The sequence below is a fragment of the Limosilactobacillus equigenerosi DSM 18793 = JCM 14505 genome (assembly GCF_001311375.1).
Classification (GTDB): Bacteria; Bacillota; Bacilli; order Lactobacillales; family Lactobacillaceae; genus Limosilactobacillus; species Limosilactobacillus equigenerosi.
Genome location: NZ_BBAS01000006.1, coordinates 65,945 through 84,424, shown reverse-complemented (window position 1 = coordinate 84,424; position 18,480 = coordinate 65,945). Strand labels below are relative to the sequence as shown.

Below are 18,480 nucleotides of genomic sequence, written 5' to 3'. Positions count from 1 at the left end.
ACTCAATCAAATAAGATTTTTAAACATGCTTGTTGCAAATCATTGGGCACAAAATCATGGCGGGTTCCCAAACATGAATAACAGTAAACTTTTTCTTCCGGAATTAAGGGAATCGCCACCACCCCCGGCAAATGTTTAATTGACAAATCCATTAAAAAGCCAACCCCCATTCCTTGGGCAATCAATTGCGTCATTGCTTCCAAATTATCAACAATCAAATGGCGTTGCGGTTTAAAATTAACCATCCGGCCGAGTTGATCAAACGCAATTCGCGATAAAAACCGTTTGTGCCGCATTAGAAATAATTCATCTTGCAATTGGTGAAGTGAGATTTCCGGCAATTGAGCCAACGGACTATTTTCACTAACGATAATTTTAAATTGGTATTGTTTTAACAAGATTGAGTCAATGCCCGTAATTTTCTCATTATCCAGGCGGGAAAACACAATGGCATCATACTTCCCATCCAGTAAGTGTCGCTCTAAATGGTGGGAATTCTCTTGGATTGTGGTCACGTTGCCGAGCAAGCCCCCACGATCAAGTTGATTAATTACCGGTACCAGCCAGTCACTCCCGGCTAACTCCGAATAACCGATCCGGAAAATTTGTTGATTAGCCCGTTGCGCTTCCACCGGCAAAGTAGTGGCCAATTGCAACAACTCTTGGGCGCGATGATAAACGACCCGCCCGGCCGCCGTTGGTTCGATGCCTTGCGCCGTTTTCGTCACTAGGGTCGTCTGCATTTCAGCTTCCAAGCGTTTCAGCATCGTTGAAATCGCCGGTTGGTCACCCCGCATTGTTGGGCTGCCCCACTATAACTCCGCACATCTAGTAACGTTTTAAAATATTTCAAATCTTTGAGTTCCATTTTTACTATAAACCTCATTTATAGAAACTTAAATTTGGTTTAAATTTTATCACTTTGTGCAATCTTTAGCAATTTAATTAAATTATACAATCCGCCCAAACACGTTGCTATAACTGACATCTTAACGAATTATTAAAATCCACCCTAAAATTAACCCTTGCCTTTTGTGAATGTTTTCATATTATGAAAGCGTACTCGATAATATAAATCTTTTTTTTAAGGAGTGAGATTATGAAATCAACTGATGTTAAATGGAACGCCGACTACGATGTTATCGTCCTTGGATTTGGGGGCGCCGGGGCCACTGCGGCGCGCTTTGCGGCTGACAAAGGCGCCAAAGTCTTAATTGTCGATGCAGCCCCATTTGGTCACGAAGGTGGGAACACCCGGTACTCAGCCCAACACGTGGCGATGGCAACGGATCGCGAAAAGATTCAAACCTACTACGAACAATTAACAGCCCCCTTTGAATTAAATCAAAACATGTTAAAGACTTACTTAGATGGGTTCGTTGACATGGAAGATTACTTCAAAAAATACTTGGACACGGACGCCTTTGTTTGGAGCCGTGACTTTAAAGAAGGCGATCAACTTGATTACAAGGAACACATGGCCGAATATCCTGAATACGAAGGGAGCGATACCTTTGACTTTGCTCTTGTTCACAACCGGGACTTCGATGCTGAATTATGGAAAGTCTTACGGCAAAAGGTTTTAGACCGCAGTGATCAAATTGATGTTTGGTTAAACTCACCTGCTACCAACTTGATTCAAGACCCAATTTCAAAGCAAGTTAACGGAGTCGTCGTTGTACGGAACCACAAGAAGTATTACTTACACGCTAACTTCGGGGTCGTCTTAGCCACGGGTGGTTTTGAAAACAACGCCCAAATGCAACAAGATTACCTCCACATCCACCAATTAACCCCATTTGGAACGCTCTACAACCAAGGGGCTGGGGTTAAGATGGCTCAAGAAGTCGGCGCCAAGCTATGGCACATGGGTAACTACGAATCACTCGGGGTAATTCCTGGCTACACCTTTAAAGAAGCAGCTGGCGTACGGGGACGGCAAATTGGTCACTGGAAGAAGCTTTACAATGGTTCAATCTTTGCGGTTGCCAACGACGGCACGCGGTTTATGAAAGAAGATGCCAAGTTCCGCCATGGTCACATTTACGACCACGGTGAATACAACTTACCCCACGCCTTCGATAACGTTTGGTTAGTCTTTGACCAAAACCAATACAACCAATTTGTGGCTGAAGAAAAGGAAAACGGTCAAACTCGTTACCCGGCCTTCTTAGACAAGACCGTCCACGCCACCTCAGTTGATGACTTAGCTAAGCAAATCAAGGTTCCAAGCGACAACTTAGCCCGGACAATCAAGCTCTTTAACCGCTTCGCCGCTGACGGTGAAGACCTCGCCTTTAACCGGGAACCAGCTTCCTTGACCGCATTAACTGGCAATGACCTTTACGCTATCCAATTGGCACCCGCAGTCTTAAATACGCAAGGGGGTCCAATGCGTAATGAACATGCCCAAATTTTGGATGCGACCGAAACGCCAATTCCACACCTTTACGGGGCCGGTGAACTCGGGGGCATTTGTACCAACCGCTATCAAGGTGGTGGGAACCTCGCCGAATGTTTAATCTTCGGAAAACTAGCTGGTGAAAACGCAGCGCAACGCAAAGCTGATCAAGGGCTCGTAAATGTGGTTAACCCCGTGCCGGCCATTAACGATTTAATTGATGGGGATCGAATTGATAACATCGAATTAGGCGACCACCAATATCTCGGTTCAACTGAAGCCGGAATTGGGGGCAAGATTGTCGTCCGGGTTACTTACGACCAAAATAAACTCGAAAACATCGAAGTCTTAGAAAACCATGAAACGGAAGGAATTGGAGCCTTAGCCATTGAAAAGCTCCCAGCCGAAATGGTGGCTAAGAACAGCGTTGAAGTTGACGCCATTGCCGGCGCCTCATCAACTACCCGTGCCCTCCAAGAAGCCGTTAAGCAAGCACTGAAGCAAGCTAAATAATGGAGGCATTAACATGTTAAGTAAAGTTAACTATAAAGGATTCATCCTGCCTTTAATTTTAGGGATTGGAATTTGGGTTTTATCACCCGTCAAGCCTGCGGCCATTAGTTTAATGGCTTGGCACATGTTCGCAATTTTTATTGCAACCATCGTGGCTTGTATCACGAAGCCTCTACCAATGATGGCGGTTACCCTCACCGGGATTACCGTGGCAACCCTGACTGGCATCTTTACCATGAAGGAAGTTGCGGCTGGATTCGGGAATTCAACCGCTTGGATGGTCGCCATGTGTATGTTCATGGCCGCTGGGTTCATTAAATCAGGCTTGGTAAACGGGTCGCCTACTTATTTGTTAAGCACTTCGGGAAAAAGACTTTAAGTTTAGCTTATGCCTTATCCGCCGTTGAAACCCTCTTAGCCATTGGGATTCCTAGTAACAATGCCCGGGTCAACGGGATTATGTATCCAATCATCGATAACTTATCCCGTGAATTAGATTCTGATCCAGAACAAGGCACTCAACGCAAATTAGGTTCGTTCTTAGTCTTTAACGAATACGAAATCAATAATGTTACTTCTGGCCTATTCTTAACTGGCTTAGCCGGCAACATGATTGCGATGGGCTTAGCCAAAGCCCAAGGAATTGAAATTTCTTGGATGCAATGGTTCGCCGCCGCATCCGTTCCAGGAATTTTATGTTTATTGATCATTCCACTCGTGTTATACCGGATCTACCCACCTGAAATTAAGACGACTCCCAACGCCCGCTCATGGGCCGAAGCACGCTTAGCTGAAGTTGGTCCCATGTCAAAGGCTGAAAAGTTAATGGCAGGAACGTTTGTCTTAGCAATTTTACTGTGGTTAATCGGCCCCCACTTTGGGATTGATGCCACCGAAACTAGTTTCATCGCGGTAGTCATTTTACTCTTAACTGGGGTCATCAACACTAACGATTTACTAGGTGAACACTTCGCTTGGAACATCTTAACTTGGTTATCAATTATTATGATGATGTCAGCTAAGTTAATGCAACTTGGGTTCTTCCCTTGGTTCTCCAAGACCTTAGGTGGCGCTTTGCACGGGATGAACTGGCTGCTAGTCTTAGTCATCTTGTTCATCGCTTACTTCTACTTACACTACCTCTTCCCAAGTATCGCCACCCAAGTTACCGCGCTTTATGCGGCATTCTTGTCAATCGCGATTGGCTCGGGAGTCCCACCTGTCTTAGCAACCTTAATGCTTGGGTTTGCGGGTTCGATTTTCTTATCAACACTCCTTACTCAGCTGGTCCGTCAGCACTCTTATCAAGTACCGGATACGTTAGCACCAAAGAATGGTGGTCACTAAGCTTCATCATCGGTTTAGTCTTTAATATCATTTGGCTCGGTGGTGGCTTAGTTTGGACTAAGATCATCGGCTTATGGTAATCAGGTCGTGAGTTTCTCAACTAGCGATGAGGTTTAAATAAAATAAGGATGCCCAATTTACGGTTTAAACCGTAATACTAGGCATCCTTATTTTTATAATTCGAAGTCAAAGAATTGATTGACTGGATGATCAGAATCATTACTTCCATACATCTCATTAAAGACATTATTCATGTAAATTCCCGTGTATTTAAATCCATGCTCAATCCAGTACTTTGTAACACTAACTAAAGCCACTGAATATAACTGAAATTCAATCTTATTATTTTCATCCTGACTCATGGCTTGAAATAAGTCTTTGATTAATAATTTAACAAATTCCGGATTCTGAATTAAATTCCCTGCTTCAGTATGGTGTTCTTCCACAAATTGAAACCATTGTGGCAACTTAATACGACCATCTATAATGACATTCTCAAATAAGAATTCATTGTAGCCATGCCAAACTTGATGTACAAAATCAACGCTATTCTTATAATGACGATAAAAGGTCGTCTGATTAACGCCCGCTTCTAAACACAGTTTGCGAACTGATAACTTAGCATTATCTGGTTGGCTCGCCAATAATCGCAAGTAGGCCTGACTTAACTTTTGTTTAGTTGAATTAACTTGAGCAACTCGTGTTATTCCATCACGCATCATTAACTGCTAACTTCCATTTCTAAATGGTATTATCTATTAATTATACTACGTTTATATATATCGAATGTATACTTCACAGTTATAACTCGAAACAATCTCAAACTCCAAATATATATAATTTTTCTTGACAGAAAAGTCAAATTTATGTAGTGATGCTTAACGTGGATGTCCACCAGCTTTAATAAATTTACAATTTAAATAGCCTAATTCTGAGTGAAATAAATTCATCCAGAATTAGGCTATTTTTGTGCTTATAACAAGTATTTTACTACCTATGTTATTACTAAATTCTATTCTACCGTTTACTGTTTAGATCGATTCGCAAGCAAAAAGATAATAATTAAACCATACGTCGCTATCCATGTAACAACCAATAAATTGATGAATATATTTCCCAAGTTTTCCAAATTAGTAGCCTTTGTACCGTATAAAATCGAAAAATTCTCAGAATACATTACATCAAGTCCTAAAGTTTGAAGGAATGTATATAAAACAATTCCAATTGCCTTAGCAAACTTATCTTTAACAAACACTAATACTAACGGTACAACAATTAATAATTCAAATAACGTTTCAAAAATTATAACCACGACGAACATACTAATTGAACCATCACTATTCCCCATCTGATGAGAAATGTAAACATTACATAATCCAGCAAGCATTACCATTAGAAATGGAATAGCAATTATTATCAATTCAACCAGCACGGCTATCCATGGCGATATTGGTGAACTGATTAATTTGGTTAGTAAATTTTTCAACTTTATTGGTAGTTTAACAATCCTTAATGCTACCCTTTTTAGCATCGATGGTAATTTAACAGTACCCACCACCAACATTTTCAGTCTTAATGGCAGTTTAACAAAAAAATAACCCCAATCTTTTAAATTAATAATTCCTAAATTGTCAATACCAGTCGCAAATACGATCAAACTTAAAACAACAGTTGTCCAACGTAATAAATCATTATTTTCAACCATACTCCCCCTTCATTGGCATAAATGCTATTTGGGGCGATTGATATAAGAACTACAAAAAACCAACTAAAAACGTCGTTATTGCATAGCAAAATTCTCCAATATCTGAAGTCGGTGATCTCACCGTGAAATAAATATTAGCTAACGGTAACATTATTACAACTAATGGTAATCCAAATGTTATCATCGACATAAGCATCAATGTTAAACCATAATATAAACCAATTTCATAAACCAACAATGGCATCGCCAAAACACTTATAATAATGGACAGTATTTTCATTATTCGTTTTAAATTACACATTTTATTCTTAATTGTCATTATCTTCCGCTTCTTTTTTTCGAATCACCTAATCTAGTCTTTTTATACGCTGCTGAGTGAGTATATAACCATATCTTATCGATACTTAGTATTACTACGATTGTATTTAGCATTATTGCTATCCATCTCAAGTAGATATTAGTTTGCCCTGCTAAACCCATTTTTTTCATCGCCACTAATCAATAGTAATATCCAAAATATTATTAACCCGGTTGTTATCTTGTAAAACCTTACCCCAGCCTTTGTTTTGGGACCAACTAACAATAATTTTAAATTTGCCAACGGTAAAAATAGAATCACTAATAACAATCCAAAACTACCAATTAAAAACCAGGCAAAAAAAATAAGCGTAATAGACCACTAATTCATAAATCATCAATCCAATTGTGAATAGACCTAAGAAGAATTCCGCTATTTCTAGCAAGGAGCCTACATTTTCTTTTTTTCATTTCAACACCATTTATTTAACCGTAATTCCAAATTGTCCTGCTAACTCACGATCTTGTGACAACTTTCCTTCAATTCGGGCACTAAAAATACTCCCAAATCTATCAAAATTAGCTTGGATACTGCTAATTTGACCTTGCTTTTCATTTAGTGTTTCAACGTAATTCGTAACTAAAGTTTCCCTAGTTGCACCACCAGCGCTTAAGGCTTCAATACATTCACCGGGGGTTAAATCTTTCCCCACACTATATGCTTCTGATTTGGCCGCTGGCCAAATTCGTTCCTGCTTTTCCTTACCTTCATTATAGATTTGGTTAATTGCCGTCAATCCTTCATCGGCATGACTAATAATGGCATTTTTAATGCCATAAGCTGCGGCCGCTTCGAGCATAATAACCTTTGCGCTGCTAATTCCTTTTCCTGAACCGTAATAGGCATTTAGTTTCGCTTCTGAAGTTAGTAATTGTTGACGAGTTTGCTGATACTTTTTTACAAATTCACGATTTGTTTTACTATTAACCGTCTTTCCAGAAACTCGTAAAATATCACCATTTTTGTTAAATTTCCAGCCATCGATACTGTGATAATCTAGTGCCGCTTTAACTGCCGCGATATCTAATGAAAAAGCTGAAGCAATCGTACTTAACCCTTTATCTTTAAGTGACCCATTCAATAACTTATCGTTTACATCCTCAAGTTGTTTAACTAATTCTGAACCAAAATATGTTTTTGATTTAACATATTTGGCACTTCCAGTAAAATTCCCTGTAATGTTACCAATAATATCTTTTGGATTTCGATAATTCATAAAATCCATTGGGTGCGTTTTAACATATTCACGTTCCTTCTTCGTCAACATACTCCACGCATCCGGACCGTTAAACGTCGTCGCGGATAAATGATGTTTAGCTGCGATATACATCGCCAACGTGCCACCCAATGAGTGACCACTCGTTGTTGGCGACTTTACCCCACCATGTTGTTTAATTTGCTTATTAACCCGTTGATAAAATTTTTCTGCCGAAACCGATTGTGATTCACCCTTTATGTCCGGTACTGGACCTAGGCTCGATAACTTAGGTTCAAAAATTACTTTTGAACCCAATCCAACTGTTTCGACATCAGTTAAGATATCTTTCATATCACCTGAGTCCGTCCCGGCATACGAAATCACCACATTATTGTAATCAGCTTTACCATTTTTAACTGGATCCACCGCATAGGCTTGCATTCCGTTAGTGGAGTTATTTTCAATGTTAATGACCTTATATTTGTGGTTGTTAAATGGTTTTGTACTTCCGACCATATATCTACCACTTGGAATGTCGTATGCACGTTTATCTATCACATTATAATCTTTATCAGAAACCATTTATTTACTTCTTTCTAAGTTCATTAATTGTTTTATCTGTATAATTAACTACTATGTTTTTTTAAATTTCTAGAATTATTATATTTTTCATTTATACTACTCTTAAGAAAATCAGGGTCATAACCATCTAGTGATGGACCATCATTTTTAAATTTTTCTTCTGTATCTGATCCAACAAATATCAAACTATCAGAATTATTTACTCTAATTCCAACATAATACCCTCCTCCCCCAACTTCGTTAGGTTATATAGTTTACTTACTTCCAAGGTCTTAATTCCTTCATAATGATGAACCAAATATTCCGCACACTTTTGTTGTACCCTCCGTTCTTCTTTGGCTTCTTGTACTGCTTGTTGTCCTACATGTCGTTTTGTAATAAAAATTCCACTCACTCCCCAAATAACTACTAATCCAATCAAAATTGACAATATTATTCTTCGTTTACTCATCTGTCCACCTCGTAATTAACCGTGCTAATCTGACAACGTTCCTCCTAACGAGTACCCACTCGTCGTTGGAGCCTTTACCCCACCATTTTGTTTAATTTGCTTATCAACCCGTTGATAAAATTTGTCTGCCGAAACCGATTGGGATTCACTTTTGATCTCCGGTACTAAACCTAGCCCATATAATTTGGGTTCAACCAGCACCTTCAATCCCAAACCAACTGTTTCTGCATCAGTTAGTAAATCCTTCATTGGACTCCCTTAGATTTTCACTGTCATATGTTACACTCACTCCAGATAACGATCTATTTGCATCAAAACGCTTGATAAGATTATATGATTTAGGAAAATCATCAGGCCACCCCAACAAATCAGGACCACTTTTATCAAATTCCTTCTTTGAATACTGTCCTATTTCAACAGCTTCTTTTTTTTCCATTAATCCTTATGTCACAAGTATATGTTCCACCTCCAATAGAATTAGGTTTATATAATTTACTTACTTCCAAGGTCTTAATTCCTTCATAATGATGAACTAAATATTCAGCACACTTTTGGCGGGCCACTTGTTCTTCTTTGATTTCTTGTACTGCTTGTTGTTCTGCATGTCGTTTTGTAATAAACATTCCACTCACTCCCCAAATAACTACTAATCCAATCAAAATTGACAATATTATTCTTCGTTTACTCATCTGTCCACCTCGTAATCAACCATGCTAGACTAATATTTCATCCAACAAACATATTTATCCCATCTTCTGACAAAATTGATTCATTTAGTTGATAGTTAGCCTTTGTAAATACATACCGTTAGGTAGTGCTTACAAATTACCGTTTATCTTATTCTAAAAATGGTCGTAACCACAAAACTGATTACGACCATCAAATTCCTAAAGTTTCCCATTTAAATATGTTTTTAAATAAGTATTATGGTGAGTTATGTGATCTTATTAATTTAACAAATAAATCTTTCAACCTTGATGATAATTTAATAAGACGTAATGCTAGGCTTTTAAAATTAACTAAGCGGATAATACTAATTAAAAAATATGATAAGTCCTAAAATAACGGCATCCCGACGTAGTGAACCATCATTAGTTGTGACTTTATTCACCCCACCTTCATCGGTATAAATATAATTTGGAGCATCAACTATAAGCATCACATAAAAACCAATTAAAAAAGTCGTTAGCGCATAGAAAAATTTTCCCTTAGCTGTGGTCGGAACTTTCACCATCAAAAAGATATTAGCCAATGGTAAAAATAATGCAACTAATGGCAATGCAAGCGTTACCATTGATAGAATCAAAATTGTTAAACTGTAATGAAGCCAAACTTCATAAACTAACAATGGAATCGCTAAAATACTTATCGAGGCACTTATAGTAATGGATAAGATTTTCATTATTAGTTTTAAATTATGCATTTTATTCTTACTTATCATCATCTTCCTTGTCTATTTTCTACTTTTTCCTACTTAATTATTTGAAAATGAATCCGACATATGGATAATTTCATTCGAATCAGCCAGCCAGTCCGGAAGCTTTGATGGTAATCTTAAACTGCAAGTTCAAACCAAATTTACTCACCAACGACCTCATTAATTACAATAGCCTCCTTTAAATTGTCTTATTCAATTTAAAGGGCAATAATTTCAAAATTATAAACTAGTCTCACCTTTGGGCAAGTCCGTCTTCTCAATCCATTCTTGGTACAGTTGATCTACTTTATATGATTCTTCATCCCGATAACCATCAAAAACTACTTCCGCAATATCTTCCTTATTAAAATAATAAACTTCTTCCGGATCAATCCCAGATGGATATTGACAAGCAACATAGTCAAAATAAACTTGTTGTTTATTTTGCTCCATTATTTGTCCTTGACCAATAATCATTAACTTTTGATCGCCACCTTCTAAATAAACAATACTACCAATTGATAACATTTTCTTTTCCTCACTTTTCTTTCTAATTTAACTTTCTTAACATCAACTTTTTGCGATTACTTGACAATACAAACACATCATTAATGCTAGCATACACTCCTACTAAAGCACCCCACGTATACGGAATTTGAATCATTAATAACGTTAACCAATTGGGGAAAAATACAAACCATCCGTTACAAATAATAATGCATAAATAAAGGAACAAATAGCCAAATGTATATATATATAATAGTTTTAACTTACTATAATCTTTTAAAGATGATGGTTTAGCGTTGTATTCCTCAAATTTACTTAATGCATCTTTCTTATTATTGCTATTTAACATTAATGAAACCCACCAAATTAAAAATATCAACCCTTCGACTCCAAAAATTAGTGGTACCAAATTTCTTAAACCATCAGATCTTACTCCAAAATATGAAATAATTACCCCACTTGTTAATATTGTAAGTAATAAATTTCCGATTTTATGATAATTACGAACTAACCAATTCAATTCATGATATTCTAATAAATCACTATTTAAATTTTTCCCAATTCGATACATCTTATAATGAGATTTTCCCCCAATTAAAAATACACTTAAAATATTTCTGGGATTAATATAATCAATGACAAAATATTCATCTTTAATTTTTACGATATAATAACGCCAATTGATTTGATACAGTGGTTTAACTCGATATGGGGTGTTTTCTTTAATCATATTACCTCACCATTTTAAATTCATTCATATATATATCCTTTTAATATTTGGGACCAACCGGGTACGTTGTTGAATTATAATACTTAGGATTACCAAAATTATCACCAATTTCATTAACCCCATCTCTAAACCCAAGGAAATTATGTTTGTATGCTTGTTTTGCTCCCGCAGAAATTGCCATACCGGCTGCAGCTGTTGCAAGTATAACACCTCCTGCTGCTAACCACGCTGGAGCAGTAAAAGCTGCACCCAAAGCTGCAGCAGTTGCTCCAATAGCTTCACCTGCCGCAAACGTTGTCCCAACAACTGCTCCACTGTACGTTACAGCCCGGCCAATATTGGCATTTTTATGTTCTTTCGTAAAATCAACGGCTTCTTTCAAAAAAATCAACTCCTGCTAATACTTTTACGGGAGCCTTTATAGCATTTCCAATTGTTTTATTACTCGTCCGGTATCCTTTCTAAATTTAATTTAGAACTTGATAATTCATATGTAATATTTATATATGGGCGACATATAATAAATAAACTTCCTGGTAATTGAACCATTAGTAAAATTAACAAACTTGAAGTATCATACAATAACCATGTTAAAAAGCATAATGTAGCACACTCCCCAATCGGATTTGTAATATAACAATAAAGGAATGCCCCCAGCTTACTTTTATACTTTTCTCTCTTATATATTAATCTAACTCCTTTATATTGAGTTAAGTACTTAAAATTTTCGTATTTATCCTTGCATAAGCTAATTAAGTACAATATTAATAATGAAGCTATTTCTAAATCTAATATTAACGGAATATTTTTAATTAGTATATTTGATGTTCCACTTACAAATGACAAAATTATTCCCATTACGAAAAATACCGTTAATATTACTTCAAATTTTTTACAGTTAAGAATTACCCAATTTAATTTTGTATATTCTAACGGAAACTCATCAAGTGTCTTACCAATTTTATATACCATATAACTTCTCTTACCTGCGTATAAAAACATATTAAAAATGTTTCTAGGATTAATATAATCAATGACAAAATATTCATCCTTAATTTTTACGATATAATATCGCCAATTGATCTGATACAGTGGTTTAACTCGGTATGGGGTGTTTTCTTTAATCATCCTATCTCACCATTCCAATTGGCATCCCAATTGGCCTATTAAACCTATTAGCAACTAACACAGAATCTGTAACAGCATCCCCAACTTTATTAACACCATCTCTAAACCCAAGGAAATTATGTTTGTATGCTTGTTTCGCTCCAGCAGAAATTGCCATGCCGGCTCCTGCTGCTAATACTACTGGTGCAAAAGTTCCAGAAACAGCTGCTCCAATTGCAATCCCGGCTACGAATGTTGTACCAGTAACTGCCCCCGCATACGTTACACATCGACCAACATTAGCTTTCTTATGTTCTTTCGCAAAACCAACGGCTTCGTTTATAAAATCAATTCCCGTTAATGTCGTGGCAACACCTTTCGCCACTTTTCCAATTACCTTACTTGAATTATCACTAATTCCATATAAAGTCTTTATTGCAGCCTTCCGATATGGATTTGTAACCTTCATAAATCGTCCAAATGAATCACGAGGCATTAACTTAGTGCCTAAATGACGGCCAATATTTTTACCTTCTTTTAAAACAGTCTTGGCTACTTCATCTGAAAAATCACTAAACGATTCTTTAGTACTCTCTTTAATTAATTCCAGCCCTAATCCTAATAAACTTGCCGTAACTGCCTTGCCATCCTTTGAATGCTTTTCTTGTCGTTTCTTCTTCTCATTTTTCGCGACTGGCAGTTGACTATACTTCGCATCAATCTTCTTTTGTGCTGCCCGTGCTAAATTCGCATTCGCTAGATTTTCATTCCCTAATTTACCTAGTAAATTACCTAGCTCAACCCCAATAGCGGCCCCAAATCCACCTGCATAATAATTTGCCATCGATGGATATGCCCCTTGGGCATAACTAGCTACCACTGATTTTAGCCCACTAATAGCAGCTAAAATATCAGCAAAATCATTACTATGGCTACTTTCATAACTATTCCAAGCTGTACTTTGATTATTAATGGTCTGGTTCATTTGATACAAATTAGTTATGGCTCGTTCAATTGCCCCAGTTACCGTCGCCGTCCCACCAGAAGCGCAAATATCACTAACGCTACTCGTGATCCGACTTACATCATCGGCTACTTCCTGCAATTGTTGCGATTTTTTATTGATGTTGCTTGCTAAGGCTTCATAATCTACGGTATCTAAGAAAAAAACCACTCCCACCACGATCAACTTCTGGATAATTACCAACGTATAAACTTTGTTTTTGTTGTAAGTTCTCCACAATCGTAGCAATATGATTGGCAATGCCAGCTTGAACCTCATTTAGATAAGCCTTACTAGCCTCACCGGCAGCCCCTTGCAGTGAACCAGAACCAACAAAACGATTTACGGCACTTTTTCCGGCTGACAAATTACTATTCCGGCTAGCTAACCCATGCTCTACCGCATGGCTATAGCTCAATAAACTACTGTAATTAACTTTCATTGATTTAATCACCTACCTTGGGATGCTAAAGCATCAATTGTAACCTTATTATTCCCAACCACTTGAATCCGTTTTGCATCATGTACCATTAACTGACCGTATTCTGCAATTAACTCTGACAGCTCTGCATATGCTTGGGCAATTTGTGGCGGGGTCGGTAATCCTTCCACATCCCCCGGCGTCTGCTTAATCCCATCTCGTGTTCCACCTAGACTCGTTCCGGCCGCCTCGATTCCACTTAGTTCACTGCGAAGCTCACCATAACTAACACTAATATTTCCCATCATAACCTCCTAGTCCTTGGCTGCTGCTAATTCCACATAGAGCTGTTGAATTTTTTTGTTCAAAGTCCTGATTAATTGTTCGCAAACCTTGACTGTCTTTTTTTCTTATCAGCTTTTACTTCCGTCAACCGATTTAAATATTCTTGCTGATAAACATTCCCTTTCCAATGGTGATTTCCTGCCGCTTTTACATCACTTAGTGAAATGCCTGATAAGTGTCCATTCAACTGCATAATTTGACTTTTTGCTCGTTGTAAGCGACGAATTTTTTTCACGAATTTCTGCTTTACTAGCCATCTTATCCTCCTTCTAATCAACTGGAATTTTAATCATCGAATAATTTTTACCTCGCGCTTCAAAATAAGCGGCTTCATTATCCGGTAAATCTGGATCATTCGTCCGTCCCATTGCCTGAATCACACTCGAATCAACAATTCTAGTCATCACAATCCCAGCTGTAACGTAATTTCGAATTAATTGTGCGTTTGCGTCGAAACTCTTTTCGATATACGTTTGGTTATCCATAATGATAATATGTAACCCAGCGCGCCAACTTTCCTTGTATATTTCCTCAATTTCACTTGCGGTCAGTCCACTTTTACTAAGAAAATCCTTTAAATCTGGAATAAATAAAATTAATGATTTTAAATGATCCCGATTTTTAGCCGCTACCGCATATTGATGGAATAATTTTTTTAACACTATCTACATCATCACGATAATCTTTATCAACTAAACGCGCATAATTTTGATATTCACCATTAACATCTATTAACCCTGTTTGACATTCAATTTTACTTAAACTAAACAGGATATCTCGCGCGATCGTTTCAGCTTGATCAGTAGTGAAATAACTAATCATGAAATGGTGGTGTTCATCTGGCATAAACCCGACTGGTAAGGTATTTTCTTTATCAAACCCTAATGGAATTGTTGATACTTGCCACCACTTATTAATTGATTCATTATTTTCCAAGTAATCTAAATTAAACCTTGCCGGCAACATCGGAATCTTAGCTGGGACTTCACCATCCCAATCATCTGTCATGAACTTACTTAATTCCCGTAAATCATGCACAATCTTAAGCGATTCGGCGTGTTCCGTTGGGGTATAGATTTGGAACGCTAACATCTCATCATCAATTTCCATCTGGCCACGCCCAGGAATTGGCGACTGCTTCAAAACTTTTCGTCCTAAGATATCACGAGGCGCATTTTCTTCAACCATGTATAACAACAGTTCACTAGTAATGTTAGACGTCATTGACGCCCGGAAACTAGTATACCGATTGGCACTAATAATCGTGTATATTCCCAGTGCCTGCCCTTCACGTAACAAACGGGACAAGACTAGGTCAATTTCTATCCGCTCGACTTCATTTTCAACTACCGTATCATACGCATCTAATACCACCACAATTGCTGGCAACGTTTCACCGGTTAATGATTCATATTGTTGCAGATTTGAGACACCTTTTGTTTGGAATTGATTGCGGCGTTGCTCAAGCAGATTAACCAACCGTTTTAACATCTTGTGTAACTTTTCCAAGTCATCAAATCCCGCAATATCAGCCACATGTGGAAGACCAACCAATGGTAAGAGACCGTTCGTTCCAAAATCGAGTAAATAGAAGTGCACCTGTTCTGGATTATTAAGGCGCGCTAAATTAGTCACAATCGTTTGTAATGCAATCGATTTTCCGTAACCCGCACTCCCAATAATTAAGGCGGGATTTAAAACAGCAACGTCAAATTCAAATTTTTCTTGTGTTTGCCGTGACGGAATATCCAGCATCCCAAACGGTACTTTTAGTTGCCGTGGTTGTTGCCAAGCGGTTTGCCAATCAAGTTCCGGCCCTACCAAACTTTCTGGTAATGGTGGTAACCATGGCTTCATCGGCATCTTCACTTGCGCTTGTTGGGCATCCTTAGCGATTTCATCCACCACCGCTTCAAGTTGGGTTTGGATTTCACTTTCCTTTGGTTCATCAATTTCGGATAAATCCCGGGTTAATAATCCGCTTGGCCAAGTTGATTAATCAACCAAAGCCGTTGATCACGCTGCGCGTGCTGATTATCCGTTGGATTGTATTCCGCACTCGAGTATGCCGATTGGAATAATTCATAGATTTCATTGTTCCCGACTTGTAAGTACGCCCGTCCGACTTGGGTAATTGAATCCGCATCGGGGGTATGGATAATTTCCTTGGAATCAGCTGGATCCGAAACTTTGAGGGCAATCTTAAACCGCGAGTTGGACCAAATTTGTTCACTAACGACCCCGTTTGGTTTTTGGGTTGCCAAAATCAGGTGCACCCCTAACGACCGCCCAATCCGCGCCGTTGAAACCAACTCATCCATAAAGTCCGGTTCATTGGCTTTTAATTCCGCAAATTCATCTGAAATAAGGAATAAGTGCGGCAGCGGTTCGTGGGGGTAACTATCATCAGTTGGGTGTTCTTTCCCTTCCTTATACAGTTTGGTGTAGGCATTAATATTATTCACCCCAAACTGCCGGAAATAGCGTTGCCGCCGTTCAAGTTCAGCGTGAATACTCTTCAACGCCCGGTCGGTACTAGCGCCATCTAAGTTCGTAATCATCCCCATAAGGTGCGGTAAGTTCGCAAACAAGTTCGCCATCCCCCCACCTTTGTAGTCAATCGGGAGGAACCCAACATCTTCAGGGGCAAAGTTAACCGCTAATGACAACATGTACGATTGCAGCAATTCCGACTTCCCGGACCCCGTTGTCCCAGCGATCAACCCGTGAGGCCCATGGGCTCGTTCATGTAAATTAAGCTCCACCACATCGTCTTTGCCCCGCAAGCCAAGTGGGGCTGCTAAGGTCTTCGAGGTGTCGGCTTGTTGCCACCGTTGCATAATCGCCAATTCTTCCGCCCGCTTCACATGATACAAATCTAAAAACGTCACCGACTCAGGGATTGAATTTTGTTCCACTTCGATATGGTTTAAATTGGCTAAGCGCTTAATCGCATTGACCAGTGAATCCGCCGCTGGTTGTAAATGCGGTTCAAATGCTAAATCCATATATCTGACCTCACCCATAAAATTACCGTTTATCCCATTCTAAAAATGGTCGCAACCATAAACTGATTACGACCACCAAATAATCATCTATTATTTCAAATTATTTATTTCCCGTTTTAACTTAAATCGCTTAATTCCTAAATCAAAAATATTGATTAATACCGCAAGATACACTATCCCGCAGATAATAATTGCTTGCCAATTTAAACTCCCGTCAGATAGCACAATTGGCACCATATATCGGAGAATCATCCTAACAACGATAAGGATTAATATACTCACAACAGCAGTAACATTAATCTTCTTTTGTAATTCCTTCAATTCTGCTTCTTTCTCATTTAACATTTTCTAACTTTCCTTCCCCAATGTTCCACTGTGATTACCGTACTTTTTCCATAACCATTGGTCCAAATGATTAGTAATTGCATCCAATTTAATTATGTATAAAGCCGGAATTCCAAATAAAGCTACAATTCCTATAAATGCAAGTAAGCATGATGCTACTAGTGATTTTAATCCCCTAACATATGATCCAAATAGGAACGCTAAAACATCCATAGCAACCATTCCTAATAAAATAAACAAAATGTAACCTGTTGCCCTAGTTGTTAAAGTCCAAAGGAATTCATCTTTAACTGTTTTAAATTTTCTGCTATCTTTTTTATAGTTTTGTTTCATTTTTTTGAAATACTGCAATTAATTCCGAAATTGTTAAACAAATTAACCATACAATCCCTAATAAAAACGCAAAGAAATTTTGATAAGTGTCGGAAACAAAATTATATTCAATATTCATCTCTATTCCGACTAAAAAACTCGCTACATCATAAGCTATATTTAATATAAAAAGCAGAGGCATTAATTTACGATTTTTATAAGTTAAAAATACCATTAACCACATAAAAGGAATTGGCAAAAAGAATTTTATCATTCATCCTACCCCCTCTAATTTGTAGTTCCCACTAATTGCGGCATCTTGTTTAACATATAATCTGTAGAATTCGTAGCCACGCCCCCTACTTTGGATTTAACACCTTTATTTACCAATTGTTCTAAAACTGGACGTGCATATCCGTGAAGCGAATCGGATGAAACATAGCGATCAACCAGGTTCTTATCAACCCAATTAGTTGCGTAAGCATTTGCTTGTTTCTTTGCGACCACTTTTGCTCCTTCTTTTCCATACTCAGTCACAACTGGTTTCAATAATTCCTTCCCATGAACTTTGGCGACTGGTTTGGCATGCTTTGTCACATCTACAACGAAATCTTTCGTATCTGATAACACTGGGGTAAAGTATCCATGATTGACAAAGCTCGACATCTGACGATCAAGCACTGAACTTACTTTCGATGATTCAATCATATTTGTAAATTTAAAGTTCATG

23 protein-coding genes and 2 pseudogenes are annotated in these 18,480 nt (G+C 38.0%); 2 read left to right on the top strand and 23 right to left on the bottom strand.

Annotated features, from left to right (window positions below; genetic code table 11):
• Positions 1 to 2: 2 nt before the first annotated feature.
• Positions 3 to 797: a LysR family transcriptional regulator gene (locus JCM14505_RS04495; protein ID WP_225352265.1), complete on the bottom strand. Its 795-nt coding sequence runs from the start codon at positions 795 to 797 to the stop codon at positions 3 to 5.
• A 302-nt stretch (positions 798 to 1,099) separates the two neighbouring features.
• Here JCM14505_RS04495 and JCM14505_RS04490 point away from each other — a divergent pair, with 302 nt between their 5' ends.
• Positions 1,100 to 2,914: an FAD-binding protein gene (locus tag JCM14505_RS04490; RefSeq protein ID WP_054653261.1), complete on the top strand. Its 1,815-nt coding sequence runs from the start codon at positions 1,100 to 1,102 to the stop codon at positions 2,912 to 2,914.
• A gap of 13 nt (positions 2,915 to 2,927) precedes the next feature.
• Positions 2,928 to 4,341 (top strand): annotated as a pseudogene (locus JCM14505_RS04485) (DASS family sodium-coupled anion symporter).
• Positions 4,342 to 4,434: 93 nt separating this feature from the next.
• Here the strand turns inward: JCM14505_RS04485 and JCM14505_RS04480 are convergent.
• From JCM14505_RS04480 to JCM14505_RS04365, 22 genes and pseudogenes are all read right to left on the bottom strand, one after another.
• Positions 4,435 to 4,983 (bottom strand): TetR/AcrR family transcriptional regulator, encoded by a 549-nt coding sequence (locus JCM14505_RS04480; protein WP_054653260.1) that lies wholly within the window; start codon positions 4,981 to 4,983, stop codon positions 4,435 to 4,437.
• A gap of 302 nt (positions 4,984 to 5,285) precedes the next feature.
• Complete coding sequence (locus JCM14505_RS04475) at positions 5,286 to 5,966, bottom strand: hypothetical protein (protein ID WP_054653259.1); 681 nt, start codon at positions 5,964 to 5,966, stop codon at positions 5,286 to 5,288.
• A 779-nt stretch (positions 5,967 to 6,745) separates the two neighbouring features.
• A complete protein-coding gene (locus JCM14505_RS04465; protein ID WP_156249838.1) occupies positions 6,746 to 8,104 on the bottom strand; it encodes an alpha/beta fold hydrolase in 1,359 nt (452 codons plus the stop codon).
• Positions 8,105 to 8,303: 199 nt separating this feature from the next.
• Positions 8,304 to 8,555, bottom strand: a complete 252-nt coding sequence (locus JCM14505_RS04460; protein ID WP_054653256.1) for a hypothetical protein — start codon at positions 8,553 to 8,555, stop codon at positions 8,304 to 8,306.
• 24 nt (positions 8,556 to 8,579) lie between these two features.
• Positions 8,580 to 8,804 carry a hypothetical protein gene (locus tag JCM14505_RS04455; protein ID WP_054653255.1) on the bottom strand — a complete coding sequence of 75 codons (225 nt, stop codon included), beginning with the start codon at positions 8,802 to 8,804 and terminating at the stop codon, positions 8,580 to 8,582.
• Positions 8,785 to 8,991: a hypothetical protein gene (locus JCM14505_RS04450; protein WP_054653254.1), complete on the bottom strand. Its 207-nt coding sequence runs from the start codon at positions 8,989 to 8,991 to the stop codon at positions 8,785 to 8,787. Before JCM14505_RS04450 ends, JCM14505_RS04455 begins: the two co-directional genes overlap by 20 nt.
• Complete coding sequence (locus JCM14505_RS04445; protein ID WP_054653253.1) at positions 8,969 to 9,244, bottom strand: hypothetical protein; 276 nt, start codon at positions 9,242 to 9,244, stop codon at positions 8,969 to 8,971. Before JCM14505_RS04445 ends, JCM14505_RS04450 begins: the two co-directional genes overlap by 23 nt.
• Positions 9,245 to 9,588: 344 nt before the next feature.
• Entirely contained in the window at positions 9,589 to 9,999 is a 411-nt protein-coding gene (locus JCM14505_RS04440; protein ID WP_156249837.1) for a hypothetical protein, read from the bottom strand.
• A 213-nt stretch (positions 10,000 to 10,212) separates the two neighbouring features.
• Positions 10,213 to 10,500: a DUF4176 domain-containing protein gene (locus tag JCM14505_RS04435; protein ID WP_054653251.1), complete on the bottom strand. Its 288-nt coding sequence runs from the start codon at positions 10,498 to 10,500 to the stop codon at positions 10,213 to 10,215.
• 22 nt (positions 10,501 to 10,522) lie between these two features.
• Positions 10,523 to 11,209, bottom strand: a complete 687-nt coding sequence (locus JCM14505_RS04430) for a hypothetical protein (RefSeq protein ID WP_054653250.1) — start codon at positions 11,207 to 11,209, stop codon at positions 10,523 to 10,525.
• A gap of 40 nt (positions 11,210 to 11,249) precedes the next feature.
• Positions 11,250 to 11,591, bottom strand: coding sequence for a hypothetical protein (locus JCM14505_RS04425; RefSeq protein WP_054653249.1), 342 nt, complete (start codon positions 11,589 to 11,591; stop codon positions 11,250 to 11,252).
• 59 nt (positions 11,592 to 11,650) lie between these two features.
• A complete protein-coding gene (locus tag JCM14505_RS04420) occupies positions 11,651 to 12,337 on the bottom strand; it encodes a hypothetical protein (protein WP_054653248.1) in 687 nt (228 codons plus the stop codon).
• A gap of 1 nt (position 12,338) precedes the next feature.
• Complete coding sequence (locus JCM14505_RS04415; RefSeq protein ID WP_156249836.1) at positions 12,339 to 13,496, bottom strand: hypothetical protein; 1,158 nt, start codon at positions 13,494 to 13,496, stop codon at positions 12,339 to 12,341.
• Positions 13,459 to 13,761, bottom strand: coding sequence for a T7SS effector LXG polymorphic toxin (locus JCM14505_RS04410; RefSeq protein WP_054653245.1), 303 nt, complete (start codon positions 13,759 to 13,761; stop codon positions 13,459 to 13,461). Before JCM14505_RS04410 ends, JCM14505_RS04415 begins: the two co-directional genes overlap by 38 nt.
• A gap of 8 nt (positions 13,762 to 13,769) precedes the next feature.
• Positions 13,770 to 14,048 carry a hypothetical protein gene (locus JCM14505_RS04405; RefSeq protein ID WP_153010978.1) on the bottom strand — a complete coding sequence of 93 codons (279 nt, stop codon included), beginning with the start codon at positions 14,046 to 14,048 and terminating at the stop codon, positions 13,770 to 13,772.
• Positions 14,049 to 14,116: 68 nt separating this feature from the next.
• The gene (locus JCM14505_RS04400; RefSeq protein ID WP_054653241.1) at positions 14,117 to 14,320 is read right to left on the bottom strand and encodes a hypothetical protein; all 204 of its coding nucleotides are present in this window, start codon (positions 14,318 to 14,320) and stop codon (positions 14,117 to 14,119) included.
• Between the two features lie 34 nt (positions 14,321 to 14,354).
• On the bottom strand, positions 14,355 to 14,747 hold the full coding sequence (locus JCM14505_RS04395; protein ID WP_054653239.1) for a hypothetical protein: 393 nt from the start codon (positions 14,745 to 14,747) through the stop codon (positions 14,355 to 14,357).
• Between the two features lie 262 nt (positions 14,748 to 15,009).
• Positions 15,010 to 17,099: pseudogene (essC, locus tag JCM14505_RS10550) on the bottom strand (type VII secretion protein EssC); the annotation flags it as partial.
• 84 nt (positions 17,100 to 17,183) lie between these two features.
• Positions 17,184 to 17,438 (bottom strand): hypothetical protein, encoded by a 255-nt coding sequence (locus JCM14505_RS04380; RefSeq protein WP_054653234.1) that lies wholly within the window; start codon positions 17,436 to 17,438, stop codon positions 17,184 to 17,186.
• A 3-nt stretch (positions 17,439 to 17,441) separates the two neighbouring features.
• Complete coding sequence (locus tag JCM14505_RS04375) at positions 17,442 to 17,771, bottom strand: hypothetical protein (RefSeq protein ID WP_054653231.1); 330 nt, start codon at positions 17,769 to 17,771, stop codon at positions 17,442 to 17,444.
• Positions 17,755 to 18,024 (bottom strand): hypothetical protein, encoded by a 270-nt coding sequence (locus JCM14505_RS04370; RefSeq protein ID WP_054653229.1) that lies wholly within the window; start codon positions 18,022 to 18,024, stop codon positions 17,755 to 17,757. The genes JCM14505_RS04375 and JCM14505_RS04370 overlap by 17 nt, the downstream gene beginning before the upstream one ends.
• 14 nt (positions 18,025 to 18,038) lie before the next feature.
• Positions 18,039 to 18,479 carry a hypothetical protein gene (locus tag JCM14505_RS04365; protein ID WP_153010977.1) on the bottom strand — a complete coding sequence of 147 codons (441 nt, stop codon included), beginning with the start codon at positions 18,477 to 18,479 and terminating at the stop codon, positions 18,039 to 18,041.
• Position 18,480: the final 1 nt, after the last annotated feature.